The following is a 21,765-nucleotide window of genomic DNA, read 5'->3' on the forward strand; positions in this document are numbered from 1 at the left end:
CGCAAAACCTGAGCTTTGCTAAAATAAAAGAATAATTATCAGGGCTTGTTGCCGTTATACAGGCCCCTCTTTTTGCGCAATGTAAGGGTGTCGTCTTATGCAAACTATTGACGGTAATGGTGCAGTCGCGTCAGTTGCGTTCCGTGCCAGCGAAGTTATCGCCATCTACCCGATTACGCCAAGTTCCACGATGGCTGAACAGGCGGATGCCTGGGCCGGAAACGGGGTAAAAAACGTCTGGGGGGATGTCCCACGCGTGGTTGAAATGCAGTCCGAAGCAGGCGCGATTGCCGCGGTGCACGGTGCGCTTCAGACAGGCGCCTTGTCCACGTCGTTTACCTCCTCTCAGGGATTGCTGCTGATGATCCCGACGTTATACAAATTAGCGGGACAGTTGACGCCATTTGTGCTGCATGTTGCCGCACGTACGGTCGCGACTCACGCCCTCTCCATCTTTGGCGATCACTCAGACGTGATGGCGGTCCGTCAAACGGGCTGCGCCATGCTGTGCGCCAGCAGCGTCCAGGAGGCCCAGGACTTCGCGCTGATTTCGCATATCGCGACGCTGAAAAGCCGCGTGCCGTTTATTCATTTCTTTGATGGGTTCCGCACATCTCACGAAATCAACAAAATCGTTCCGCTGGCTGACGATACGATCCTCAATCTTCTGCCACAGGCTGAGATCGATGCGCACCGTGCTCGCGCCCTCAATCCGGAACATCCTGTGATTCGCGGAACTTCTGCAAACCCGGATACCTATTTCCAGTCTCGCGAAGCGACCAACCCGTGGTACGACACGGTTTACGACCATGTTGAACAGGCGATGAATGCGTTCGCCACCGCCACCGGACGGGAGTACAAACCGTTCGAGTATTATGGCCATCCGCAGGCGGAACGCGTGAACGTGCTGATGGGCTCAGCCATCGGCACCTGTGAAGAAGTGGTGGATGAACTGCTGACGCGCGGCGAAAAGGTCGGCGTGCTGAAAGTGCGGCTTTATCGTCCGTTCTCAGCTAAACATTTGCTCTCAGCGCTTCCGGAAAGCGCGCGATCCGTTGCCGTTCTTGACCGTACCAAAGAACCGGGTGCACACGCGGAACCGCTCTATCTGGACGTGATGACGGCCCTGGCGGAAGCGTTTAATAGCGGCGAACGCGAAATGCTGCCGCGCGTTATTGGCGGGCGCTATGGCTTGTCATCCAAAGAGTTTGGCCCGGACTGCGTGCTGGCAGTCTTTAACGAGCTGAATGCAGCGAAGCCAAAACCGCGCTTTACGGTCGGCATTTATGATGATGTGACTAATCTGTCCCTGTCATTGCCGGAAAACTCCCTGCCCTCGACCGCCAAACTCGAGGCGCTGTTCTATGGTCTGGGCAGCGACGGTAGCGTCTCAGCAACCAAAAACAACATCAAAATCATCGGCAATTCGACGCCGTGGTATGCCCAGGGCTATTTCGTCTATGACTCCAAAAAAGCGGGCGGGCTGACCGTTTCCCACCTGCGCGTCAGCGAACACCCTATTCGCTCGGCTTACCTTATTTCTCAGGCAGATTTTGTAGGCTGCCACCAGCTGCAGTTTATCGACAAATACCAGATGGCGGAGCGCCTGAAACCTGGCGGTATTTTCCTGATTAACACTCCGTACAGCGTTGATGAAGTCTGGGCGCGGTTGCCGCAAGAAGTGCAGGCGGTGCTAAACCAGAAAAAAGCCCGCCTCTTTGTGATTAACGCCGCCAAAATTGCCCGCGAATGTGGCCTGGCGGCACGTATCAACACCGTGATGCAGATGGCCTTCTTCCATCTGACCAACATCCTGCCGGGCGACAGTGCGCTGATGGAGCTGCAGGGTGCGATAGCCAAAAGCTACAGCAGTAAAGGCCAGGAGCTCGTCGAGCGCAACTGGCAGGCGCTGGCGCTGGCGCGCGAATCGCTGTTTGAGGTACCGCTGCAGCAGGTGAATGCAGCCAGCCCGAACCGTCCTCCGGTGGTGTCCGACGCGGCGCCGGATTTCGTGAAAACCGTAACGGCGGCGATGCTGGCCGGTCTGGGCGACGCCCTGCCAGTCTCGGCGCTGCCGCCAGACGGTACCTGGCCAATGGGCACCACCCGTTGGGAAAAACGCAACATCGCCGAAGCGATCCCGATCTGGAAAGAAGAGCTGTGTACGCAGTGCAACCACTGCGTGGCGGCCTGCCCTCACTCGGCCATCCGTGCCAAGGTGGTTTCTCCTGAAGAGATGGAAACCGCACCGGCCAGCCTGCACTCGCTGGATGTGAAATCCCGCGACATGCGCGGACAGAAATACGTTCTGCAGGTCGCCCCTGAAGACTGTACCGGCTGTAACCTGTGCGTCGAAGTGTGCCCGGCGAAGGATCGTCAAAACCCGGACATTAAAGCCATTAATATGATGTCGCGCCTGGAACATGTTGAAGAGGAGAAAGTGAATTATGACTTCTTCCTGAACCTGCCGGAAATCGATCGCAGCAAGCTGGAACGTATTGATATTCGCACCTCACAGCTGATTACTCCGCTGTTCGAATACTCGGGTGCCTGCTCTGGCTGCGGAGAAACACCGTATATCAAACTGCTTACGCAGCTTTACGGCGACAGAATGCTGATCGCTAACGCCACCGGCTGTTCGTCTATTTACGGTGGTAACCTCCCTTCCACGCCATACACTACCGACGCTAACGGTCGCGGCCCGGCATGGGCAAACTCGCTGTTTGAAGATAACGCCGAGTTTGGTCTTGGCTTCCGTCTGACCGTCGACCAGCACCGCGCGCGCGTGATGCGTTTGCTGGAGCAGTTTGCCGATAAAATCCCTGCAGAACTGAATGAGGCACTTCACTCGGAAGCCACGCCGGACGTGCGGCGCGAGCAGGTGGCTGAACTGCGCAACGCGCTGCAGGGCGTTGAGGGTGCGGAACAATTGTTGACGGATGCTGATGCGCTGGTTGAAAAATCTATCTGGCTGATCGGCGGCGACGGCTGGGCCTACGACATTGGCTTCGGCGGGCTTGACCATGTTCTGAGTCTGACTGAAAACGTTAATATTCTGGTGCTGGATACGCAGTGTTATTCCAACACGGGCGGTCAGGCGTCTAAAGCGACACCGTTAGGCGCTGTCACCAAATTTGGTGAGCACGGTAAACGCAAAGCGCGTAAAGATCTCGGCGTCAGCATGATGATGTACGGCCACGTTTATGTCGCGCAGATTTCACTGGGTGCACAGCTTAATCAGACCGTGAAAGCGATTCAGGAAGCGGAAGCCTACCCTGGCCCATCGCTGATCATTGCCTATAGCCCTTGCGAGGAGCACGGCTACGATCTGGCTCTCAGTCACGATCAGATGCGTCAGCTCACAGCAACCGGCTTCTGGCCGCTGTACCGGTTCGACCCACGCCGTGCGGATGAAGGCAAACTGCCGCTGGCGCTGGATTCACGTCCGCCATCTGATGCCCTTGCAGAGACGCTTATGCAGGAGCAACGCTTCCGCCGCCTCAACGCGCAACAGCCTGAAGTGGCAGAACAGCTCTGGAAAGATGCCGCCGCGGATCTGCAAAAACGCTATGACTTCCTGGCACAGATGGCCGGGAAAGCGGATAAATCGACCAGCGAATAACTCTACCTGCCCGGCTCGTCCGGGCATTTTTTTGTCATAAAAAATGCCCGATGTATTCACACCGGGCTAATCCAGATAATCACAGAAAACTATTTAGATAACTAAATAATATTCACATCAATTATGGATGAAGAAATCTTAAAGGCATATAACAACGGCGATCTTACCTTTTCTCTCGCGCAATTAATAATTTTAGTTTTGTATATTCCCGGTTAATACATTCATGAAATCTATCAAGATTTCAACAGTATTATTTAGTTGAGAATTTACTTAAAACGTAACAAATATAATTACGACTCCTCATTGGGAGTGATTTAGCATGAGACATCTTTCCTGTGTGGAAAGTTCATCTGGTAATTAAATAAAAATGATTGCAAAGGAATATCACTATGCAAAGAAAAGTACTGGCCCTCATGATTCCTGCGCTGTTAATGGCAGGCGCAGCACATGCAGCAGAAATTTATAATAAAGACGGCAACAAATTAGATCTGTACGGAAAAGTAGATGGTCTCCACTACTTCTCTGACGATGCGTCCAAAGATGGCGATCAAACCTATATGCGTCTGGGCTTCAAAGGCGAAACCCAAATCAACAACCTGATGACTGGCTACGCGCAGTGGGAATACAACGTTCAGGCTAACAACACCGAAGGTTCTGATAACCAGTCCTGGACGCGTCTGGCTTTCGCGGGTGTTAAAGTGGGTGATTACGGTTCATTTGATTATGGCCGTAACTACGGTGTGCTGTACGACGTGGAAGGCTGGACAGATATGCTGCCAGAATTCGGTGGCGACTCATACACCTACGCCGATAACTTTATGACAGGCCGTGCAAACGGCGTGGCAACCTACCGTAATACCGACTTTTACGGTCTGGTGCAGGGTCTGAACTTTGCGCTGCAATACCAGGGCAAAAACGAATCCGGTAATAACAATCAGGAAGGGACCAACAACGGTCGTGATACGCGTCATGAGAACGGCGACGGTTTCGGTATCTCTACCACTTATGATTTCGGCATGGGATTCAGTGCAGGCGCGGCTTCCGCCTCTTCTGCCCGTACCAACGATCAGGTTACACGTACAACCGCGGGTGGCGATAAAGCAGATGCATGGACTGCTGGCCTGAAATACGATGCCAACAATATCTACCTGGCGGCAATGTATTCCGAAACCCGCAATATGACACCATATGGTGATAACGAAGGTAATGTGGCTAACAAAACTCAGAACTTTGAAGTCACCGCGCAATATCAGTTCGACTTTGGTCTGCGTCCGGCGATTTCTTACCTGCAGTCCAAAGGTAAAGATCTGGGCAACGGTCAGGGCGATCAGGACCTGGTTAAATATGCTGACGTAGGTGCCACCTACTATTTCAACAAAAACATGTCCACCTATGTTGATTATAAAATCAACCTGCTGGACGAAGACGACAGCTTCTACAAAAATAACGGCATCAGCACTGACGATGTTGTTGCATTAGGCCTGGTTTACCAGTTCTGATCCTACGAGCCCGCAGCTTTCTGCGGGCTCAAAACATCGCTATAAGCCTTTTCTGACCAGCTCAGCGGCTTTGACGAACACCTCGTCTTCAACGCCATCGCCCTTCTGTCTGCCGAGTCTGACCAGTTCATCAACGATACTTTCACGATTGATTGGCTTCTGCGCTGAAACCAGCCCAATAACGGCGGCCCCAATCGCCAGCCCAACCAATCCCGTTTGTTCTTCTTTGTTCTTCATGATCGCGCTCCCGTGTCCAACAGAAAAGCGTAGCAGGAATACAGTAGAAAGAGTGTTTGTTACGCCAACCGATGCTCATAACGCAGAGAAGTGATAAAGCGCCGCCATCGCTACGATGCTCAGGATGACACTTAGCATAAAGTAGGTTTTAAAAGGCTGCTTTTGCGTTTTATGGCGAAAAAGTTGTTGACCCAGAATGGCACCAGGCCAACCGCCTGTCACCCCAAACGCCAGCAAAGTGGCTTCCGGGACTCTGCGCATGCCCTTTCGCCCCGCCATTTTATCCGCGCCATATATCGCCATCGTCAGCACATTGATGAGCACGAACCACATGACAACAGGATTCGAAGTAAAAAGGCTGCCAGTCGCAGCGGAAAACAGAAGCAGATAACAAAAACGATTGAGCGTCATAGCAGTGACCACGGGAATGTTGAGCGTATTCAGATGCCGCATTATACGCGATAACGTGAATGTATCAGGTTGATGCTATTATTCCGTAAAACATGCTGGCATTCGTCGCAACAATCCGTACCATACACGGCACACTTTCGCATGCTGGTTTTTTACTGCAGGCACTAACCCGTCTTTTTTACCCGTCAGACGAGGCACAAAATTGCGCAAAGGGTAATCGTCATCGTTATACCCTACCGGTGTCCGACTTAAGATTCGAGTAACAAATAAATGCAACAAAATCAAGAAGTTAACAAAAAAGAACAATACAACCTGAACAAGCTGCAAAAGCGTTTGCGCCGTAACGTGGGCGAAGCCATTGCGGACTTCAACATGATTGAAGAAGGCGACCGCATCATGGTTTGCCTGTCAGGGGGTAAAGACAGCTACACCATGCTGGAGATCTTGCGTAATCTTCAGCAAAGCGCACCGGTGAATTTTTCCCTGGTGGCGGTCAACCTCGATCAGAAACAGCCGGGGTTCCCTGAGCACATTCTGCCAGAGTATCTTGAAAATCTGGGTGTTGAGTACAAAATCGTCGAAGAAAACACCTATGGCATTGTTAAAGAGAAGATCCCGGAAGGGAAAACGACCTGCTCGCTGTGCTCTCGCTTACGCCGCGGGATCCTCTACCGTACCGCGACGGAGCTGGGCGCGACCAAAATTGCGCTCGGACATCACCGCGACGATATCCTGCAAACGCTGTTCCTGAACATGTTCTACGGCGGCAAGATGAAAGGCATGCCACCTAAGCTAATGAGCGATGACGGCAAACACATTGTGATCCGCCCCCTCGCCTACTGCCGTGAAAAAGACATTGAGCGTTTTTCTCAGGCTAAAGGTTTCCCGATCATTCCATGTAATCTCTGCGGCTCGCAGCCGAACCTGCAGCGTCAGGTGATTGGTGACATGCTGCGCGACTGGGACAAACGTTATCCGGGTCGGATCGAAACCATGTTCAGCGCGATGCAGAACGTCGTCCCTTCCCATCTCGCGGATGTAGAGTTATTCGACTTCAAAGGCATAAACCACGAATCAGAAGTGGTTAACGGTGGCGATCTGGCGTTTGACCGGGAAGAGATCCCAATGCAGCCTGCGGGCTGGCAGCCGGAAGAAGATGACAGTCAGTTAGAAGAACTGCGTCTGAATGTGCTGGAAGTGAAATAAAACGAAGCGTCTCAGAGAGATATCTGAGACGCTTTTTTCATTACTTCAGCAGACGAACGCGGCAGGCTTTGCCTTTAATTTTACCGTTTTGCAGCTGCTTCCAGGCTTTATGCGCCACCGACTGGCGAACCGCCACGTAAACGTGCGCCGGATGAACCGCAATCTTTCCGATATCCGCCCCGTCCAGGCCGATATCTCCGGTCAGCGCCCCTAACACATCACCCGGACGCATTTTGGCTTTTTTGCCGCCGTCGATGCACAGCGTCGCCATTTCAGCCTCCAGCGGGACAATGCTGATATTGCCCGGGGCATTCACCCAGTTCAGTTTAATCTGCAGCATTTCAGAAAGGATATTGGCGCGCTGCGCCTCTTCCGGCGCGCAGAAGCTGATGGCGAGACCGCTGTTGCCCGCGCGCGCGGTACGACCAATACGATGGACGTGTACCTCAGGATCCCAGGCCAGTTCAAAGTTAACCACCAGCTCGAGCGATTTAATGTCCAGACCGCGGGCGGCAACATCGGTCGCGACCAAAACGCGCGCACTGCCATTAGCAAAACGCACCAGCGTCTGATCGCGGTCGCGCCGCTCCAAATCCCCATGCAGCGACAGTGCGCTTTGACCAGCGGCGTTCAGGGCATCGCAGACCGACTGACAATCCTTTTTAGTATTGCAAAACACCACGCAGGAAGCAGGCTGATGCTGGCTCAGCAGCTTTTGCAGCAGCGAGATTTTGCCGTGCTGCGACGTTTCAAAGAACTGCTGTTCGATGGCGGGTAGAGCATCAACGCTATCAATTTCAATGGTCAACGGATTCTTCTGCACACGACCACTGATTGCCGCGATGGCTTCAGGCCAGGTCGCGGAGAACAACAGCGTCTGACGATCCTGCGGCGCAAAGCGGATCACCTCATCAATAGCATCACTAAAGCCCATGTCGAGCATACGATCGGCTTCATCCATCACCAGCGTCTGAAGGGCATCAAGCGAAACCGTCCCCTTTTGCAGGTGATCGAGCAGGCGTCCCGGCGTGGCAACAATAATGTGCGGCGCATGCTGCAGCGAATCACGCTGTGCGCCGAAAGGCTGCCCGCCACAGAGGGTTAATATTTTGGTGTTCGGCAGAAAACGTGCCAGACGGCGCAACTCTCCGGCGACCTGGTCCGCCAGCTCGCGGGTAGGACACAGAATCAGCGACTGCGTCTGGAATAACGCCGCATCAATATGCTGCAACAGCCCGAGACCAAATGCAGCCGTTTTCCCACTGCCGGTTTTTGCCTGCACGCGTACGTCACGGCCTTCCAGGATGGCCGGCAGCGCAGCCGCCTGTACAGGGGTCATAGTGAGGTATCCCAACTCGTTAAGGTTATCGAGTTGGGTAGCAGGCAGAACGTTCAGGGTAGAAAAAGCGGTCACAGTATTCTCTCGTGGTCATCTTTGCAGTCAGATGGCGCGTATCCTCGCAGATATCAGGGTTGGATGCGACATTTTAATCGGTTCTTCATCTGGCGGCGGGTCCGGCATTGGCTGAGGACGCGGGATGGGATCGGGCATCGGCGTTGGGTCGGTAGGTACCGGATCGGACTGGCGTGTATTCATGAATTGCAGCGCGAGTAGCATGCTCATCTCTTCCTCCAGGTTTTTTTGTTGACCCTTTTAGGGTAGTCGCTGGGGAACGGCAGGCAAAAAAAAGCCGACTATTAAGTCGGCGTCGTACGAATCAATTGTGCTATGCAGTAATTCAAAAAAAGGAAGTAAGACAATATGGAGCGCAACGCCCATCGCTTGACGTTGCATTCACCTGCGGAAGTAATATTGCACCTTGCGGGGTCGATGTTTATTGACTTCGCTCAATTAAAATGTCGTTTTGAAGCAATCTACTGATCGAAAAAGTGTAAATTTACAACCATTTACTGCGATGCAACCACCATGCAACACCGCCAATCAAAACCACTAACATGACGCAAAAGGCCGTAAAGCCATAGTGGTATTCTCCGCCGGGTATTCCGCCAAGATTGACGCCAAACAGCCCCGTCAGAAAAGTGCTAGGCAAAAAGACCATCGCCATGAGCGACATCGTATAAGTTCGTCTCGAGAGTGATTCCTGCATCACCTGGGCAATTTCGTCTGCCATCACCGCCGTTCGGGCAATACAGGAGTCGATCTCGTCCAGTCCTCGTCCGAGCCTGTCAGCAATGTCCTGCATTCTTCTACGCTGGTCATCGTTCATCCAGCTCAGCCGCTCGCTGGCCAGTCGCGCGTACACATCGCGCTGTGGCGTCATGTAGCGACGCATGACGATCAGCTGTTTGCGCAAAAGCGCCAGAAAACCGCGTGGGGGGATCTGCTGATCGAGCAGATTGTCCTCCAGATCGATAATCTTATCGTGCAGCTCTTCGATAAACTCGCTGGCATGATCGGTCAGGGCATCGCAGACGTCCACCAGCCAGCTGCCGCAATCCGTCGGGCCCGTGCCTTCTTTCAGATCGTTAACCACGTCATCCAGCGCCAGCACCTTACGCTGCCGGGTGGAGACAATCATCCGCTCATCCATATAGAGGCGCATGGCAACCAGTTGGTCGGGACGTTCATCCGTGCTGCCGTTAATGCAGCGCAGCGTAATTAATGTCCCCTCGCCCATTCTGCTGACGCGTGGCCTGAGACTCTCTCCTGCGAGCGCATCACGCACGTTATTGGGTAAGAGCGGCGTCGATGCCAGCCACTGGGCACTGTCTGGATGGGTGTAGTTCAAATGCAGCCAGCAGGGATGTTCACTATCAATATCATCGCTGTTTTCCAGCGGCCTCGCACCACCACGGCCATCGAACACCCACGCAAAAACTGCGTCAGGCACGTTAATTTCGGACCCTTTAATGCTCTCCACAGCGCCTCCCGCTTTTCATCTTTACGGTGTCAGTCTAGCTTTCGTCCAGGCTTAAGCAATAGATATGTTCAGCATCGCGCTGAATGCGCTCAGGAATTGTACTTTTCGCATCAAAGAAAAAGCCTGGCAAGCCAGGCTTTTTATCAGAGAGAGGGGATCGGGGAACGTTGACGCCGCGGTGAGGGCTCATCCGCGAGATGTCGCTGGTCAAGCCGGAAATTACGCGTGCGGGTTTGCAGTTCAATCACCTGGTTACGCAGCACATCGGAGGATCCGTTGAGTTCCTCCACCATGGCGACATTGCTCTGCGTCACGCGTTCCAGTTCAGACAGCGCCTGCGTTATCTGCGAAATTCCCTTTTCCTGTTCTGACGTGGAGGCAGAAATATCGTCCATTAACCGGCTGACGTTGTTCGACCCCGCCACGATATCCTGCATATTTCTCTCCGCTTGCGAGACAACGTTAACGCCCTGCGTCACGTTATTGCTGGTCACGTCAATCAGCGACTTGATGTTTTTCGCCGCTTCTGCGCTTCGGTGTGCGAGATTACGGACTTCACCCGCTACCACGGAAAATCCTTTGCCATGATCGCCCGCGCGTGCAGCCTCTACCGCCGCGTTAAGCGCCAGAATATTGGTCTGGAAAGCGATACCATCGATAAGGGAAATAATTTCCGTCATTTGCAGGGCACATTCGGTTATCGACTGCATGTTGTTAGCAACCTGCCCCATTAATTGTCCGCCTTTTTGTGCCTGTAACGTCGCGGCATTCGCTTGCTCACTGGCTAAACGGGTATTGTCTGCATTGTTTCGGGTACTCGCAGCCATTTGTTCCATGCTGGCCGCCGTCTGGATCAATGACGCTGACTGCTGTTCGGTCTTTACCGACAGCTCTGCACTGCGGGACGAGAGTTGCTCCGCAAGCGTCATGGCCGTTTGTGAAGAGGATCTGATCTCGCTGACCAGCGTTGCGATGTTACTGGACAAGCTATTAATCCCTGGAATCAAACGCCCTGCGCAGTTGTTGCCAAATTCAGGGATAGAGACGCCAAGATTGCCCGACGTCACTTCTTCAATACTTTTCTTCACAGTATTGATCGGCGTCACAAGATATTTTGTCATGTACGCCCAAAGTAAAATCAGAGCGATGAGTTGTGTAGTATTCACGGCAATAAAAAGTGACACGCCATTAGCAAACAATGCAATCACTCCGTTATTAACCAAAAAGAGACACAAAAGGAAATAGACAATAAAAGTTCTGACACTAATATTTCTTAGCATACTTTTTTCCTGGGGCTTTATATTTTTATCGGCATTAAAATTTATAGCATTGCACGATAACTTTGTCCTCACGATCTGCGCGAGTTTGTTGTTTCGCAGTTTGATTAGCGTGATTTCACTTAAGAGAGTATAAAAGCGGGTTTTAGAGGAAATGCAATGCTCGACATGCTGCCGCTCTGGTTTATGCCACCCGGACGCGATACTCTGTTCTTACGCCACGCGATAGATATTCATACGTATTTAAGAGGCATTGCATTAAAAACGGGATACTGTTTAGTCGCACTTAAAAGAGTAATTTGCTTAATATATTTTATATTCTTTATTAATTGATAACTCCGTAACTTTTGGCGTGGGATGACATAATGCTCAACGTATCGTGGGACCCTGTTTTAATAGCCATTTCTTATTTGGTGGCGTTTATCGCCTCATTTGTGGCTTTAGACTGCGCGGGTAAAATCCCACTTGCCCCCCGTAAGGCAGCACTATTCTGGCGTATGGCCGGTGGCGTGACCTTAGGTATCGGGATCTGGTCCATGCATTTCATCGGCATGCTGTCGATGAAAATGCCGATGATCATGAGCTACCACCTCTGGCTCACCGTCGGCTCGCTGGGTATTGCCGTCGTTGCTTCTACGCTTGCCATTAATATCGTCGTTCCCGGGAAATCGCTCTCCCCTTATCGACTGATCCTCGCCACGCTGATCCTCAGCGCGGGTGTCGTTTCCATGCACTATGTCGGCATGGCCGCATTAATGCTGAAGGGCAGCATTATCTGGGATCGACGCATTGTCCTCTTATCGGTGCTGATTGCCGTCATCGCATCCGGCGCGGCACTGTGGTTAGCCTTCCATTTACGGGAAAAGCGTAAAGGCGTGTACATCAACCGCCTTGCGGCTGCGCTAGTGATGGCTGCAGCCATTTGCGCCATGCATTACACCGGAATGAACGCCGCGCATTTCCCCGAAATGGAAAACACATTACCGGGCGGTATCAGTGAACTGGGATTATCAATTTGGGTATCCGTTACCACATTATGTTTGCTCGGTGTGATGTTGATTATCTCGCTGATGGATTCACACTGGCGGACTAACCGGCTGACGGATAATTTGCGCCAACTCAACCGACCACTGGAGTTGCAGGCACGTTTTGATGTGCTTACCGGACTTGCCAATCGTCACCAGATGGACGTGCGGATGCAGGACTGCCTGCACAGCGCACTGCTGAGCAAAAAGCCGTTTGCGGTGATATTTTTCGATATTGACCATTTCAAACGGATTAATGATATCTGGGGTCATCACGTTGGCGATGAACTGCTGATAAACGTGGCTCATCGCGTGACTGCACGGTTAACACGCGAAATGACGCTGGCACGCCTGGGTGGTGATGCTTTCATTTTGCTGGTCCCGGAATGCGATGACGACAAGCTGAACGCGCTGCTTTCCCCCCCGCTGAACGATATCCGCCGTCCACTTTCCCTTTGCGGGCATACGTTAACCATCACGCTCAGCGCAGGAGTAAGCCTCTATCCTCAACACGGTGAAACCCTGCATGAGCTAAAGCTTAAGGCCGATGCGGCGATGCATAACGTGAAAAAGCAAGGTCGTAACGGCTGGGCCATTTATCGCGCAGAGATGTCGACGACGGTTCCGGCTGAACCTGCCTTTTTGCAGGAGTTATCCCTGGCGCTGGAACGCGATCAGTTTGAAATGTGGTATCAGCCAACCTGGCTTGCAGAAGAGAACACCATTCACGGGTTTGAGGCACTGCTACGCTGGCGTCACCCGGAACAAGGTGTTTTACTGCCCAGTCTCTTTTTACCGTCGCTGGAACAAACCGGGTTGATCATTCCCGTTGGTAACTGGGTGATTGAAGCGGCCTGTAAACAGCTGAGTTTCTGGACTGAACAGGGGTTCAGCCAATGGACATTGTCATTCAACCTGTCGCCGATGCAATTTGAACAGCAGGATATCTTTCAGGTTATCTCGTCCATGCTGCAAAAATATAACCTGGCCCCCTCCCGGTTGATCCTTGAAGTGACGGAAAGCACGGCGCTAAATAACCTCGATCGCAGCATTGAATTGCTCACCGCGTTCAACCAGGCAGGGATTACCGTTTCGATAGATGATTTTGGTACGGGTTATTCGAATCTTCTCATGCTCAGCGTCTTACCGGCGAAAGAGCTGAAAATCGATAAAAGCTTCGTCAGTTCAATGCTTGAAAATGAGAAAAGCAGAAAGCTTGTAGAAACGATAATTACCATCGCCCGGACTCTGGAGATGAATGTCGTTGCAGAAGGAATTGAAACCGAAGCGCAGAGGACAATGCTGGCGAGTCTGGGTTGTGATTATCTCCAGGGGTTCCTGTACTCCCGCCCTTTACCTGCAGAACAGGTTCCGTGGCTGCTTCTGCAAAAAACATCTGAAAGACAGATTATACCAATCGGTAAAATTCAGGCGGAATCCCCTTTTATTTCACAAAAAAACCACGCCTGATGTGATTAAGTAAGGTATGTTTCAAAGGAGCCCACGCGAGTCAATTCCGGCGTGATCGTCAGGTATACCGTGCCGATGTACAGGAATTCCCTATGTCGCAATATTGCTTCGATGCGCTGAATGTTATTAAAAACCCGGTGTGGCTGATTTCACCCGTCGCAGAAAACATTCTATTTGCCAATACTGCGGCGACTAAACTTATGGGTGATAAAACGTTGACCGAGATGCGCACAGGGATCTATTCCGCTAATGCGCAAACCGCTCTCTCAATGTATGTTCCCGAACTTAAAAGCGAACTGGATATCGTCGAAATACTCACCGTCTGGCGAGACAATCATGAGAGTACGCTGAGCTGTCGTCTGACGCTGACGCATCTGGCACCTTATGGTGATGTGATTGTGTTTGAGGGGCTTTCGCAGCAGGCGCCTTCCGGGCTTAAAGCCAGCCGTTCAGCAACCTATCAGCGAAAAAAACAGGGATTCTACGCGCGCTTTTTTCTTACTAACAGCGCACCAATGTTGTTAATCGATACGGCGCGTGATGGTCACATTGTTGACGCCAACCTGGCTGCGCTTAATTTTTATGGCTACACCCATGAGGAAATGTGCCGTAAACATACCTGGGAAATCAACACGCTTGGGCGCGACATCTTGCCTGTTATGACGGAGATCGCCAGCCTGCCCGGAGGACATAAACCGCTAAATTTTGTCCACCGACTGGCGGATGGTTCGACCCGACACGTACAGACCTACGCCGGACCCATTGAGATCTACGGCGATAAGCTGATGTTGTGCATTATTCACGATATCACTGAACAAAAGCGGCTCGAGCAGGAGCTGGAACATGCAGCCCTGCGAGATTCAATGACCGGCCTGCTTAATCGCCGACAGTTTTACAACATCACAGAGCAAACCACGCTTTCTCACCTCCCGGCACAGCAGCAGTTTAGCCTGATGCTGGTAGATACTGACCATTTCAAAAACATCAATGACCTCTTCGGGCATCTTAAGGGTGACGAGGTACTCATTTCGCTTTCGCGCATGCTGGAAGCCTGCAGCCGTCCCGATGACTACGTTTTCCGCTGGGGTGGCGAGGAGTTCGTGCTCCTGCTGCCGCGAACATCACTTGAAACCGCGATGCAGATAGCGGAAACCATTCGTGCCGCAGTAGCACACATTACGATTCCTGGATTGCCCCGCTTCACCGTCAGCATCGGCGTTGCACGCCACAACCAGGGCGAAAGCATTGATGACCTCTTCAAACGTGTCGATGATGCGCTCTACCGCGCCAAGAATGACGGTCGCAACAAAGTGCTGGCCGCATGAAGCTGGAGTTGTGAAGAAAGCCCCGTTAGAATCCCAGCCAGGGCTGAAACAGACTTCAGGTGGGTAATCGATTAGATGGGAAAAACAGAAATACTCCTCACCTTAATTATTCTCTGCCTTATTATATTGGGTTTGTGGTTTATTTTTAGTGGTGAGATTTGGGTGCTGGTCGCCTATTTTGAAAATAGCCTTTATCCCACCATTGAAGCGCCGTAAGTCTCGTTTAACGCCTTGCGCCAGTGAGGTTTTACATTATAGTGCTCAATGTGCCGGGTATCCGGCTGAGATATTCAGGCCAGACAGTCCACTGCCAGGAAAAAATGATTTTCCGTCATAATGGCATTCTCTTTTACGCCCTGCTGTTCACGCCGGATAAACCAGCCTTCCTCCGGTGCCATGCTCAGGTAAAACACCTGGTTGATGCCGGGCGCATCAACCCGCATTGTCACACAACCCCTCTCCGCGCTACGACAGAGTTGCTCCGGCATAATACTCACGCTGCGATCTCCGTTTACCAGCCGGATGGTGGTGATGTCATACCGGCATATGCCGCTGTTAAGGCTGTAACCAAGAGTACTGAGGTCATGAATATGCTTTGTCGACACAATGACCTCAATTCCACTTCCCTCAAACCACACACGAATCTGCTGTGCCAGCGCATCCATCCGCTGACGGAATGCCCTGATTTCACCCTCCGCTGATTCGTGATCGGGCGGGATACTGTCATTTTTCTGCTGCACTCTTTTGAAAAATCGGTCTCCGGCTGACACGTTGCCGTCCCTGTTAACATTTCGTACACTGTTGAGCCAGATTCAGCGTGATATACGCCGACCGGCCATTTTCTTTTTTTCTCAACCGCCCCCTCACTTTCTTTACCGATAATCGGCTCATTCCTCCGTTTTTTGTTTCAGCATTGCATAGCGTGTAATCAGCTGTTGAAGATGCTGTTCCGTCTGGCTATGCAGCGCTGCAGGCCAGGACTGATTTTGCGGTAACACGGATAGCTGACGCAGCTGCTCCTCGACCGGCACAGCGCTGTTGAACGACTGCGACATGGCAAACACGGCCGATTTCAGCTCGCTGACCGTCATGTACTTCCCCTTCTGTTCATCAAGGGCATTCAGCCGCTTCGCCAGCTGCTCTAGCTGCGTCATTCCCTGATGCCAACCATTAAGATTGTCCTCAGCAAGAGCCGCGAGCGTGATCTGTTGCTGCCACTGCTGCACCAGCGGTTTCGCCTGTTCTGGCCACAGCGTCAGCGCCTGCTTCAGCAGTTCATCACCATAACTAATGGCCCAGTCCGGTTTTAACTGCACAAGCCGCGTGAGCTGCTGCTGTGTCTGCCTGATGCCCGTATCAGGCGAAGGAGAGGATTTACGGAAAAACCGGATTTGTTCATCCGAAAGCACTGAGGGTAACGGGGCAAGCGTTGCCGCAAACTGCATCTGCGCTGGGTCAGGCTTATGTATTATCTGCCATCCCAGGACCGTCGTGCCGGACAGTACCAGCATGCTCAGCATTCCGGCAATAAACGGCTTCCAGGGTTTTACGGGCGCTGGAGATTCCGTCTTCATTTGCACATGCGGCTGAGGGTCAGGTTCAATAACGTACACCCGCTTCACTCGATCTGCCTGCACAAGGGACACGGCCTCACCCGAGAGACTCACGCCAGCGTTTTCACTGTTTTCCAGCCGGACCGCTGCGTTATGGATCAGTATGCGCAGGTCATCAAGCTGGCTGGTATGCTTTAATTCCAAACGCTGTAACACGTCACCCAGCGCATTCAAATAAGCCTCTGCCTGGTACAGTTGGTTAAGGTCGGCATAGCTCAGCGTCAGGGTACGTATCACCTGCTGTAACCGCTTACTGAGGGAACTGAGAATTTCCATCCGGGCATGCACCGGCTGAGGCCACATGTTCCCCCACTGACGTGAGAGAAGCGCATCCAGAATCGCCAGTCCTTCATTCATGCCGTACAAACCGGACAAATGCGTGCGCGCAAGCGTATACCAAGCAGTGGTTTGCAGTTCCACCCCGTTGTGCTCAAACAGCGATAGGCAGAGCGTTTCCGCGTGCGGCCAGTTTACATCCGGACGTGCCGGATGCGTCAGCTTGCTCATTTCATCGCGCAGGGAAACATAATCGGCAAGCGTGCGCGAGTCACCGCCGGTTTTAAGGTGACGTTCAGGGTATATTGTCATGTTGGTTTCAGCCAAAATAAAAACTAGATTGCGGAGCGGGCATCCAGATACTGCTGCTGTTTGAGGTGGCGAATGAGCACGCGCCCTTCGGGGATAAACTCGGTGCCGTACCGTACCAGGCCGATGCCTTTGAGTTCGGCGTCAATGGCATAGCGCAGCTCGCCGGGGACGTTCTGCTCCAGCAGTACAACGTCTATCTTTTTCAGGCGTGGCTCATACTTGAGCAGGACAGCAGACAATGTGCCCATAAGCTCATGGGCCGTGCCCGGCATGCCCTGCAGGATTTTCGTCATATCGGGCAGCCCGTAATCAGGCAGATGTGCCAGCGTACCGGCGCGACAGTTTAGGACACGCTGCATGTTATCAAGTACCGAAAGGATGACCTGATTCTTCTCACTAACCTGATGCAGATCGTGGTCGCCCGTAAAGTTGCCATAGAGTATTTCATACAGTGAAGGATGGGATAACTCATTCATCATTCACCGCCAGCAGGGTCAACCAGTTATTGCCCGCTTCGATGACGCGTGCCTTATCTGGATCAAGGTCATCACGACTGAGCACCACGCGCCAGGTGTTGTTTGCCTGGTCCGGCGAAATAAACATCCCAGCCACCGCCACATACTGCGCATCTTTCTCCATTGGCATATCGACCATCACCGTTCCCCCCGGCTGCAGGCGGATATCTTTCTCAGCCACCAGATCTGATTTAATGGCCTGACTGTCAGCCTTAAACAGTGACGGATAGTCTGTACTGTCAAAGGTCTTGCGGTCCTTCAACTGGTAAATACGCACCACAGTGGACAATGCCACCCCACCGGCGTTGTGGTTCACCGCCTCGCGGGCGCGAATGTCGAGGTGCAGGGTTTTCACCTGTTTATAAAAGATTGATTTGGTGACGGCCACGGTGCCGTCTGTCACTTTTTGCGTCAGCCCGCAGCCCACCAGTATCAGTGTGATACCTGCGACCAGCGCAGCCAGAGGAAATTTACCAGCGGTACTCGCCATCTTCATCGGTCTCCCTACGGTGAATATTTTCCTGTACCCGCTCATAGCGGCCAAGATTGATGGTTATGATTTTGGGGTGCGTGAAGGTATTCGCACTATTCAGCGGCCGCATTACGGCAGTGCGCCCCAGCTGCACAGCACCTGTTTTGGGTTTCGTGCTCATCGTCGCGTCCGGCAGCAGGCTGCGATCGACACACAGCTGCAGACGAACATCGAGGCGCGAGCCGAGCCAGACATGCAGCAGCGCCATTAAATCCGTGTGAAGCTCCCCGCCCGGCAACCAGCCCTGCACTTCTGCCGGGTCGGTGGTGGTGAGGCGCATCAGCACCTGGCTGTTCACGTCAGTGGCGTAGCTGCCCATCACCGGACGGTTTGTCAGGGTGACAGGCTGGCTGACGCTCATCGTCAGCGGCTTCTTCAGCGGAACCCGGCGTTTATCGTGGTGCCAGATTTTCGCCTGTGTGTTGGGTGCCAGCAGACGCACCAGAGAGTCCATGCCTTCAGAAGTGCGCCCAGGCAGCAACATCACCGGCAGCAGCGCCAGAAAACGCGAAGCAGGGGCCGAGATACTGTCCGTGCAGCCGTCAATCCCGAGCCCCACCAGTCCCAGCAGATACTGCGATATATTGTCCTTGCCGCCCTCTTCGAAGCTCGCCGGGTACGAGTATTTACGCCAGATGCGGTAGTACTGGGTAATAAGCCGATGGTTGAAGATATCGAGAAAATCCGCGGTGGCTTCGTACCCTTCCCGGCGCTGGGTGATGTCATCGATATAGTGCGTCGGCAGCGGAGACTCCACGCCATAGAGCCCCATAAAGGTGGTACGTACTGTCGGCGGAAGATGCGGGTGCTCCGCAGCTTCGAATGATTTGATTTCTGAAGCCGGGAAGCCCATTCCAGGGTGTGGCCGAAAACGTACCGGTTCATGACGTACCTGCCAGGTGCTTCCCGTAACCGGTTTATCCGGCTGGCTCTGTTCCAACAACTGGCAGAAGCGGTAAAAGTTGATATATGGCAGTCGGTCGCCCAGACGCTCCATCAGCCTGGCAGGCGCGGACTGTGATTCTCTTTCCACCGGATGCATTTTCCTTCTGGCTGAACGATGAGGGTAAGCTGGTTGAACTGGTTCATGTCGGCATAGAGCGCGAAGAAACGGTTGAGCATTTCGCCGAACAGATGAATATCGCCCTCCCCCGTAAATCCGTTACTGTCGAGTGTCACTTCGATATCCAGCCCGCGCAGCAGGAAGCCCTGCTCAAAACGCTGAAGACGGTGATGCGCCACATTCTGAATCGCCTCCAGACGTCGGGTGTTCAGTTCATCCTCCTGCCAGTTATAGAGCGCCAGGGTCCCGCGCAGCACTTCGGCGGTACTCATTATGTTCAGGAACCCGGAGCCCAGGTGGCTCAGCACCCGCCAGTGAAAACGGTCTTCGGCTGGCGGGTAGACCGGCAGCGTGGGCTTACACAGGTTGCGCACCAGGAGCGGTGTACTGACCACCTGCTCACAGCGGTCAAGCAGCGTGCTCTGTAGCGCACGGCGGGGTAGCTGACCGTTGGTGCCGGTGATTTGCAGCGAGACGGCTTCACGCTCAAACAGGCGGTCATCTTCCCACTGGTAGCCACCCAGAATCAGCCAGGTGTCATGCAGCCCGGTCACGCCACGCTTCACACGGGTGTGGTAGTAACACGGTGGCGCATTGCGGCGCATCATCCCGCCCTTATGGCGGAAACTGCTGAACGGCACGTACTCTGCGTCATTCGTCCGGTTTGAGCCGGTCACCGAATCCACTGAATAAATCTCGGTATGCCCGTCCTGCAGTCGCTTAGGCCGCAGCAGGTATTCACTTTCCAGTCCGGTAATGGTGAGCGGGTCAGCCTCCAGCGTAAACAAGTTAATGACCGGCACGCAGTGCAGACGAACCGCGTCATCAGTGACCGGCAGGTCTGATGGCCATGGTGTGTTGAACACGACTTCGATGTCGAAGTACTCAGCTCCGACAGGCGGCGTAATACCGTCCAGCCCGTTGAGGTGAACAAACATAAACTTGTCGCGGAAGGTGAAGTACTCCAGCAGCAGCTGGTAACCACTGAAAGCGGTATCGCCCTTCGGCCACAGCCCGTCTTCCTCCGCAAATCCCCCCGGCGAGAAGTACCCGTCAAGCCGGATACGGTCAGTCTGCCCGGGTAGTCGCATATACAGGGCAGCCTGGCGCTTCGTCAGCATCAGGTGCAGCTGACTGCTGACAGGTGCATCAGCACCGAGATAGAGACTCAGATGACTGAGGTCAGCATGGGACCAGTCCGCCTGGGTGCTGCAGGCAAAACGCATCCGCAGTAACGAGCGCCCGTCCGGCTCAGTGGTCATAGTCACCCCTGAGATGTTCAGCGGGTTGAGCATCACATCGCAGGTAGTACGATAACGACAGACCGTGTTTTTCGGTCCCACCGGGCGGGAATACACTTCCAGACCCGCAGGCATCACTTCCGCCATCTTCACGGCCTGAAGCGCTGGCGTGAACGCCACCACCGAGAGTGACGGAATGGTCCGCAGGTAGTGTGGCCAGAGCATGCTGACCAGCCCTTCGGTCAGTTCCGGCAGGTCGTCGTCAATCTTCTCACGCAGTCGCCCCATCGAAAAAGCAAAACCTTCAAACAGGCGTTCGACATACGGGTCAGGTGTGCCGGCCTTATCCAGATCCAGCATCGCGGCGCGGTCCGGGTGGGTCTGGGCAAATTCTTTGGCCGCTTCACGAAGGTAGCGCATTTCCGCATCAAAATAGCGCAGGGTTAAATCTTCCATAAAACACCTGTTTGATTAATGTCCGAATGGTGAAGGGCCATTAATGAGTTGAAGCAGACTTAATGATATCGGGAAAAAAACAATATCAGCAGTGAGTGCTAACGGGGTAACGACAATATTGGTCGCCAGATTTACGGGGTGAAAATCGGTTCCAGACTCCAGCGAATAAAACTGAAGGCTGTACGTTCTACCCAAAGATTCAATTTTATCAAAAGTATAATTAAGGCTCGCTCTGGGAATAATCACTCCCGTGATATGTACGTCCCGGACATACCGGACACCGTTGATCCGGAAACCTGCATGCTGAACAGTATTTAACTCTTCTGTTGAAAGCATACTGGAGGATTTATTGACGTCGACAGGTAGTGCATCACTGAACTGAAGCACACTGTCGCTGCCTGACGGTTTGTTTATCCGAAACTTAAGGGTATTCTCTTCCCGACCTGATATCAGAGGAATTTGGGTTGCAAGTTTATTAAGGGACAGAAGTTCATCAGCCCCCTGGGTCAGAATGTATATATTTTTTTGACCGACAAAGGCAATACCTTCAGAAGGAACTTTAACAGGCGTTTTTTTGCTTCCCTGAACAGCAGAAACAGCAAGGTTTTTATACTGAAAAACACCGGTTACATTATCCTGAATCTGAATATGCCTCTCTGTTTTTGGCTCGGCGACCTTATTCCCTCCCCACAGGAGTGCTGTACAACCTGAAAGCAAGAACATCACACCTAAACAAGTAAGTATTCTAAGACGTTTCATTTTTTAATTTCCCTTGATTCTGATTTCAATCCTGAAGATATGAC

The 21,765-nt window shown here is 52.7% G+C and carries 19 protein-coding genes and 1 pseudogene; 7 read left to right on the forward strand and 13 right to left on the reverse strand.

Annotated features, from left to right (window positions below; translation table 11 throughout):
• The first annotated feature begins 97 nt into the window (after window positions 1-97).
• Together nifJ and ompC are read left to right on the forward strand one after the other, a co-directional pair.
• Window positions 98-3,622, forward strand: a complete 3,525-nt coding sequence (gene nifJ / locus ENTMO_RS0113105; protein ID WP_010431555.1) for a pyruvate:ferredoxin (flavodoxin) oxidoreductase — start codon at window positions 98-100, stop codon at window positions 3,620-3,622.
• Window positions 3,623-4,011: 389 nt separating this feature from the next.
• Window positions 4,012-5,121 carry a porin OmpC gene (gene ompC, locus ENTMO_RS0113110; RefSeq protein WP_010431557.1) on the forward strand — a complete coding sequence of 370 codons (1,110 nt, stop codon included), beginning with the start codon at window positions 4,012-4,014 and terminating at the stop codon, window positions 5,119-5,121.
• Window positions 5,122-5,160: 39 nt separating this feature from the next.
• Here ompC and ENTMO_RS0113115 read toward each other — a convergent pair whose 3' ends face one another.
• Complete coding sequence (locus tag ENTMO_RS0113115) at window positions 5,161-5,358, reverse strand: hypothetical protein (RefSeq protein WP_010431559.1); 198 nt, start codon at window positions 5,356-5,358, stop codon at window positions 5,161-5,163.
• A 75-nt stretch (window positions 5,359-5,433) separates the two neighbouring features.
• Entirely contained in the window at window positions 5,434-5,769 is a 336-nt protein-coding gene (locus tag ENTMO_RS0113120) for a DUF1294 domain-containing protein (protein ID WP_029485088.1), read from the reverse strand.
• Between the two features lie 82 nt (window positions 5,770-5,851).
• Here ENTMO_RS0113120 and ENTMO_RS26630 point away from each other — a divergent pair.
• Both ENTMO_RS26630 and ttcA read left to right on the forward strand, forming a co-directional pair.
• Window positions 5,852-5,965: pseudogene (locus tag ENTMO_RS26630) on the forward strand (hypothetical protein); the annotation flags it as partial.
• Window positions 5,966-6,039: 74 nt separating this feature from the next.
• Window positions 6,040-6,975 (forward strand): tRNA 2-thiocytidine(32) synthetase TtcA, encoded by a 936-nt coding sequence (gene ttcA / locus ENTMO_RS0113125; protein WP_010431562.1) that lies wholly within the window; start codon window positions 6,040-6,042, stop codon window positions 6,973-6,975.
• Window positions 6,976-7,015: 40 nt separating this feature from the next.
• Here ttcA and dbpA read toward each other — a convergent pair whose 3' ends face one another.
• The 4 genes from dbpA to ENTMO_RS0113145 form a co-directional block, all read right to left on the reverse strand.
• Window positions 7,016-8,389 carry an ATP-dependent RNA helicase DbpA gene (gene dbpA / locus ENTMO_RS0113130; RefSeq protein ID WP_010431563.1) on the reverse strand — a complete coding sequence of 458 codons (1,374 nt, stop codon included), beginning with the start codon at window positions 8,387-8,389 and terminating at the stop codon, window positions 7,016-7,018.
• Window positions 8,390-8,416: 27 nt separating this feature from the next.
• Window positions 8,417-8,572, reverse strand: coding sequence for a proline-rich small protein YnaL (ynaL, locus tag ENTMO_RS24140; RefSeq protein WP_269475491.1), 156 nt, complete (start codon window positions 8,570-8,572; stop codon window positions 8,417-8,419).
• Between the two features lie 301 nt (window positions 8,573-8,873).
• Complete coding sequence (zntB, locus tag ENTMO_RS0113140) at window positions 8,874-9,857, reverse strand: zinc transporter ZntB (RefSeq protein ID WP_010431565.1); 984 nt, start codon at window positions 9,855-9,857, stop codon at window positions 8,874-8,876.
• 143 nt (window positions 9,858-10,000) lie between these two features.
• Entirely contained in the window at window positions 10,001-10,978 is a 978-nt protein-coding gene (locus tag ENTMO_RS0113145) for a methyl-accepting chemotaxis protein (protein WP_041951409.1), read from the reverse strand.
• Window positions 10,979-11,499: 521 nt separating this feature from the next.
• On the opposite strand from ENTMO_RS0113145, the gene ENTMO_RS0113150 reads away from it, so the two are divergent.
• The 3 genes from ENTMO_RS0113150 to ENTMO_RS26145 all read left to right on the forward strand — a co-directional run bounded on the left by ENTMO_RS0113150 (window position 11,500) and on the right by ENTMO_RS26145 (window position 15,170).
• Window positions 11,500-13,629, forward strand: coding sequence for a putative bifunctional diguanylate cyclase/phosphodiesterase (locus ENTMO_RS0113150; RefSeq protein ID WP_029485089.1), 2,130 nt, complete (start codon window positions 11,500-11,502; stop codon window positions 13,627-13,629).
• A gap of 92 nt (window positions 13,630-13,721) precedes the next feature.
• Window positions 13,722-14,954 carry a sensor domain-containing diguanylate cyclase gene (locus ENTMO_RS0113155; protein ID WP_010431572.1) on the forward strand — a complete coding sequence of 411 codons (1,233 nt, stop codon included), beginning with the start codon at window positions 13,722-13,724 and terminating at the stop codon, window positions 14,952-14,954.
• A gap of 75 nt (window positions 14,955-15,029) precedes the next feature.
• The gene (locus tag ENTMO_RS26145) at window positions 15,030-15,170 is read left to right on the forward strand and encodes an Ecr family regulatory small membrane protein (RefSeq protein WP_010431575.1); all 141 of its coding nucleotides are present in this window, start codon (window positions 15,030-15,032) and stop codon (window positions 15,168-15,170) included.
• A 74-nt stretch (window positions 15,171-15,244) separates the two neighbouring features.
• Here ENTMO_RS26145 and ENTMO_RS0113165 read toward each other — a convergent pair whose 3' ends face one another.
• The 7 genes from ENTMO_RS0113165 to ENTMO_RS0113195 all read right to left on the reverse strand — a co-directional run bounded on the left by ENTMO_RS0113165 (window position 15,245) and on the right by ENTMO_RS0113195 (window position 21,721).
• Complete coding sequence (locus tag ENTMO_RS0113165; protein WP_010431577.1) at window positions 15,245-15,724, reverse strand: hypothetical protein; 480 nt, start codon at window positions 15,722-15,724, stop codon at window positions 15,245-15,247.
• A gap of 117 nt (window positions 15,725-15,841) precedes the next feature.
• The gene (locus ENTMO_RS0113170; RefSeq protein WP_010431580.1) at window positions 15,842-17,155 is read right to left on the reverse strand and encodes a VasL domain-containing protein; all 1,314 of its coding nucleotides are present in this window, start codon (window positions 17,153-17,155) and stop codon (window positions 15,842-15,844) included.
• A 23-nt stretch (window positions 17,156-17,178) separates the two neighbouring features.
• Window positions 17,179-17,631 (reverse strand): type VI secretion system baseplate subunit TssE, encoded by a 453-nt coding sequence (gene tssE, locus ENTMO_RS0113175; RefSeq protein WP_010431583.1) that lies wholly within the window; start codon window positions 17,629-17,631, stop codon window positions 17,179-17,181.
• Window positions 17,624-18,160 carry a type VI secretion system lipoprotein TssJ gene (tssJ, locus tag ENTMO_RS0113180; RefSeq protein WP_010431586.1) on the reverse strand — a complete coding sequence of 179 codons (537 nt, stop codon included), beginning with the start codon at window positions 18,158-18,160 and terminating at the stop codon, window positions 17,624-17,626. The genes tssE and tssJ overlap by 8 nt, the downstream gene beginning before the upstream one ends.
• On the reverse strand, window positions 18,141-19,244 hold the full coding sequence (gene tssG / locus ENTMO_RS0113185; RefSeq protein ID WP_010431587.1) for a type VI secretion system baseplate subunit TssG: 1,104 nt from the start codon (window positions 19,242-19,244) through the stop codon (window positions 18,141-18,143). Before tssG ends, tssJ begins: the two co-directional genes overlap by 20 nt.
• Window positions 19,199-20,962 (reverse strand): type VI secretion system baseplate subunit TssF, encoded by a 1,764-nt coding sequence (gene tssF, locus ENTMO_RS0113190; RefSeq protein WP_010431589.1) that lies wholly within the window; start codon window positions 20,960-20,962, stop codon window positions 19,199-19,201. Before tssF ends, tssG begins: the two co-directional genes overlap by 46 nt.
• A gap of 15 nt (window positions 20,963-20,977) precedes the next feature.
• Window positions 20,978-21,721 (reverse strand): hypothetical protein, encoded by a 744-nt coding sequence (locus tag ENTMO_RS0113195; protein ID WP_010431590.1) that lies wholly within the window; start codon window positions 21,719-21,721, stop codon window positions 20,978-20,980.
• Window positions 21,722-21,765 lie beyond the last annotated feature (44 nt).

It is taken from the genome of Enterobacter mori LMG 25706 (assembly GCF_000211415.1).
In the GTDB taxonomy this organism is placed as follows: Bacteria; Pseudomonadota; Gammaproteobacteria; order Enterobacterales; family Enterobacteriaceae; genus Enterobacter; species Enterobacter mori.

Coding starts and splice junctions, on each gene's coding strand:
- nifJ (WP_010431555.1), top strand. CDS start 98: ATGCAAACTATTGACGGTAATGGTGCAGTCGCGTCAGTTGCGTTCCGT.
- ENTMO_RS0113120 (WP_029485088.1), bottom strand. CDS start 5,769: ATGACGCTCAATCGTTTTTGTTATCTGCTTCTGTTTTCCGCTGCGACT.
- ENTMO_RS0113115 (WP_010431559.1), bottom strand. CDS start 5,358: ATGAAGAACAAAGAAGAACAAACGGGATTGGTTGGGCTGGCGATTGGG.
- ENTMO_RS0113150 (WP_029485089.1), top strand. CDS start 11,500: ATGCTCAACGTATCGTGGGACCCTGTTTTAATAGCCATTTCTTATTTG.
- tssF (WP_010431589.1), bottom strand. CDS start 20,962: ATGGAAGATTTAACCCTGCGCTATTTTGATGCGGAAATGCGCTACCTT.
- ompC (WP_010431557.1), top strand. CDS start 4,012: ATGCAAAGAAAAGTACTGGCCCTCATGATTCCTGCGCTGTTAATGGCA.
- ynaL (WP_269475491.1), bottom strand. CDS start 8,572: ATGAATACACGCCAGTCCGATCCGGTACCTACCGACCCAACGCCGATG.
- ttcA (WP_010431562.1), top strand. CDS start 6,040: ATGCAACAAAATCAAGAAGTTAACAAAAAAGAACAATACAACCTGAAC.
- tssJ (WP_010431586.1), bottom strand. CDS start 18,160: ATGGCGAGTACCGCTGGTAAATTTCCTCTGGCTGCGCTGGTCGCAGGT.
- ENTMO_RS26145 (WP_010431575.1), top strand. CDS start 15,030: ATGGGAAAAACAGAAATACTCCTCACCTTAATTATTCTCTGCCTTATT.
- tssE (WP_010431583.1), bottom strand. CDS start 17,631: ATGAATGAGTTATCCCATCCTTCACTGTATGAAATACTCTATGGCAAC.
- ENTMO_RS0113170 (WP_010431580.1), bottom strand. CDS start 17,155: ATGACAATATACCCTGAACGTCACCTTAAAACCGGCGGTGACTCGCGC.
- ENTMO_RS0113195 (WP_010431590.1), bottom strand. CDS start 21,721: ATGAAACGTCTTAGAATACTTACTTGTTTAGGTGTGATGTTCTTGCTT.
- ENTMO_RS0113155 (WP_010431572.1), top strand. CDS start 13,722: ATGTCGCAATATTGCTTCGATGCGCTGAATGTTATTAAAAACCCGGTG.
- tssG (WP_010431587.1), bottom strand. CDS start 19,244: ATGCATCCGGTGGAAAGAGAATCACAGTCCGCGCCTGCCAGGCTGATG.
- ENTMO_RS0113145 (WP_041951409.1), bottom strand. CDS start 10,978: ATGACAAAATATCTTGTGACGCCGATCAATACTGTGAAGAAAAGTATT.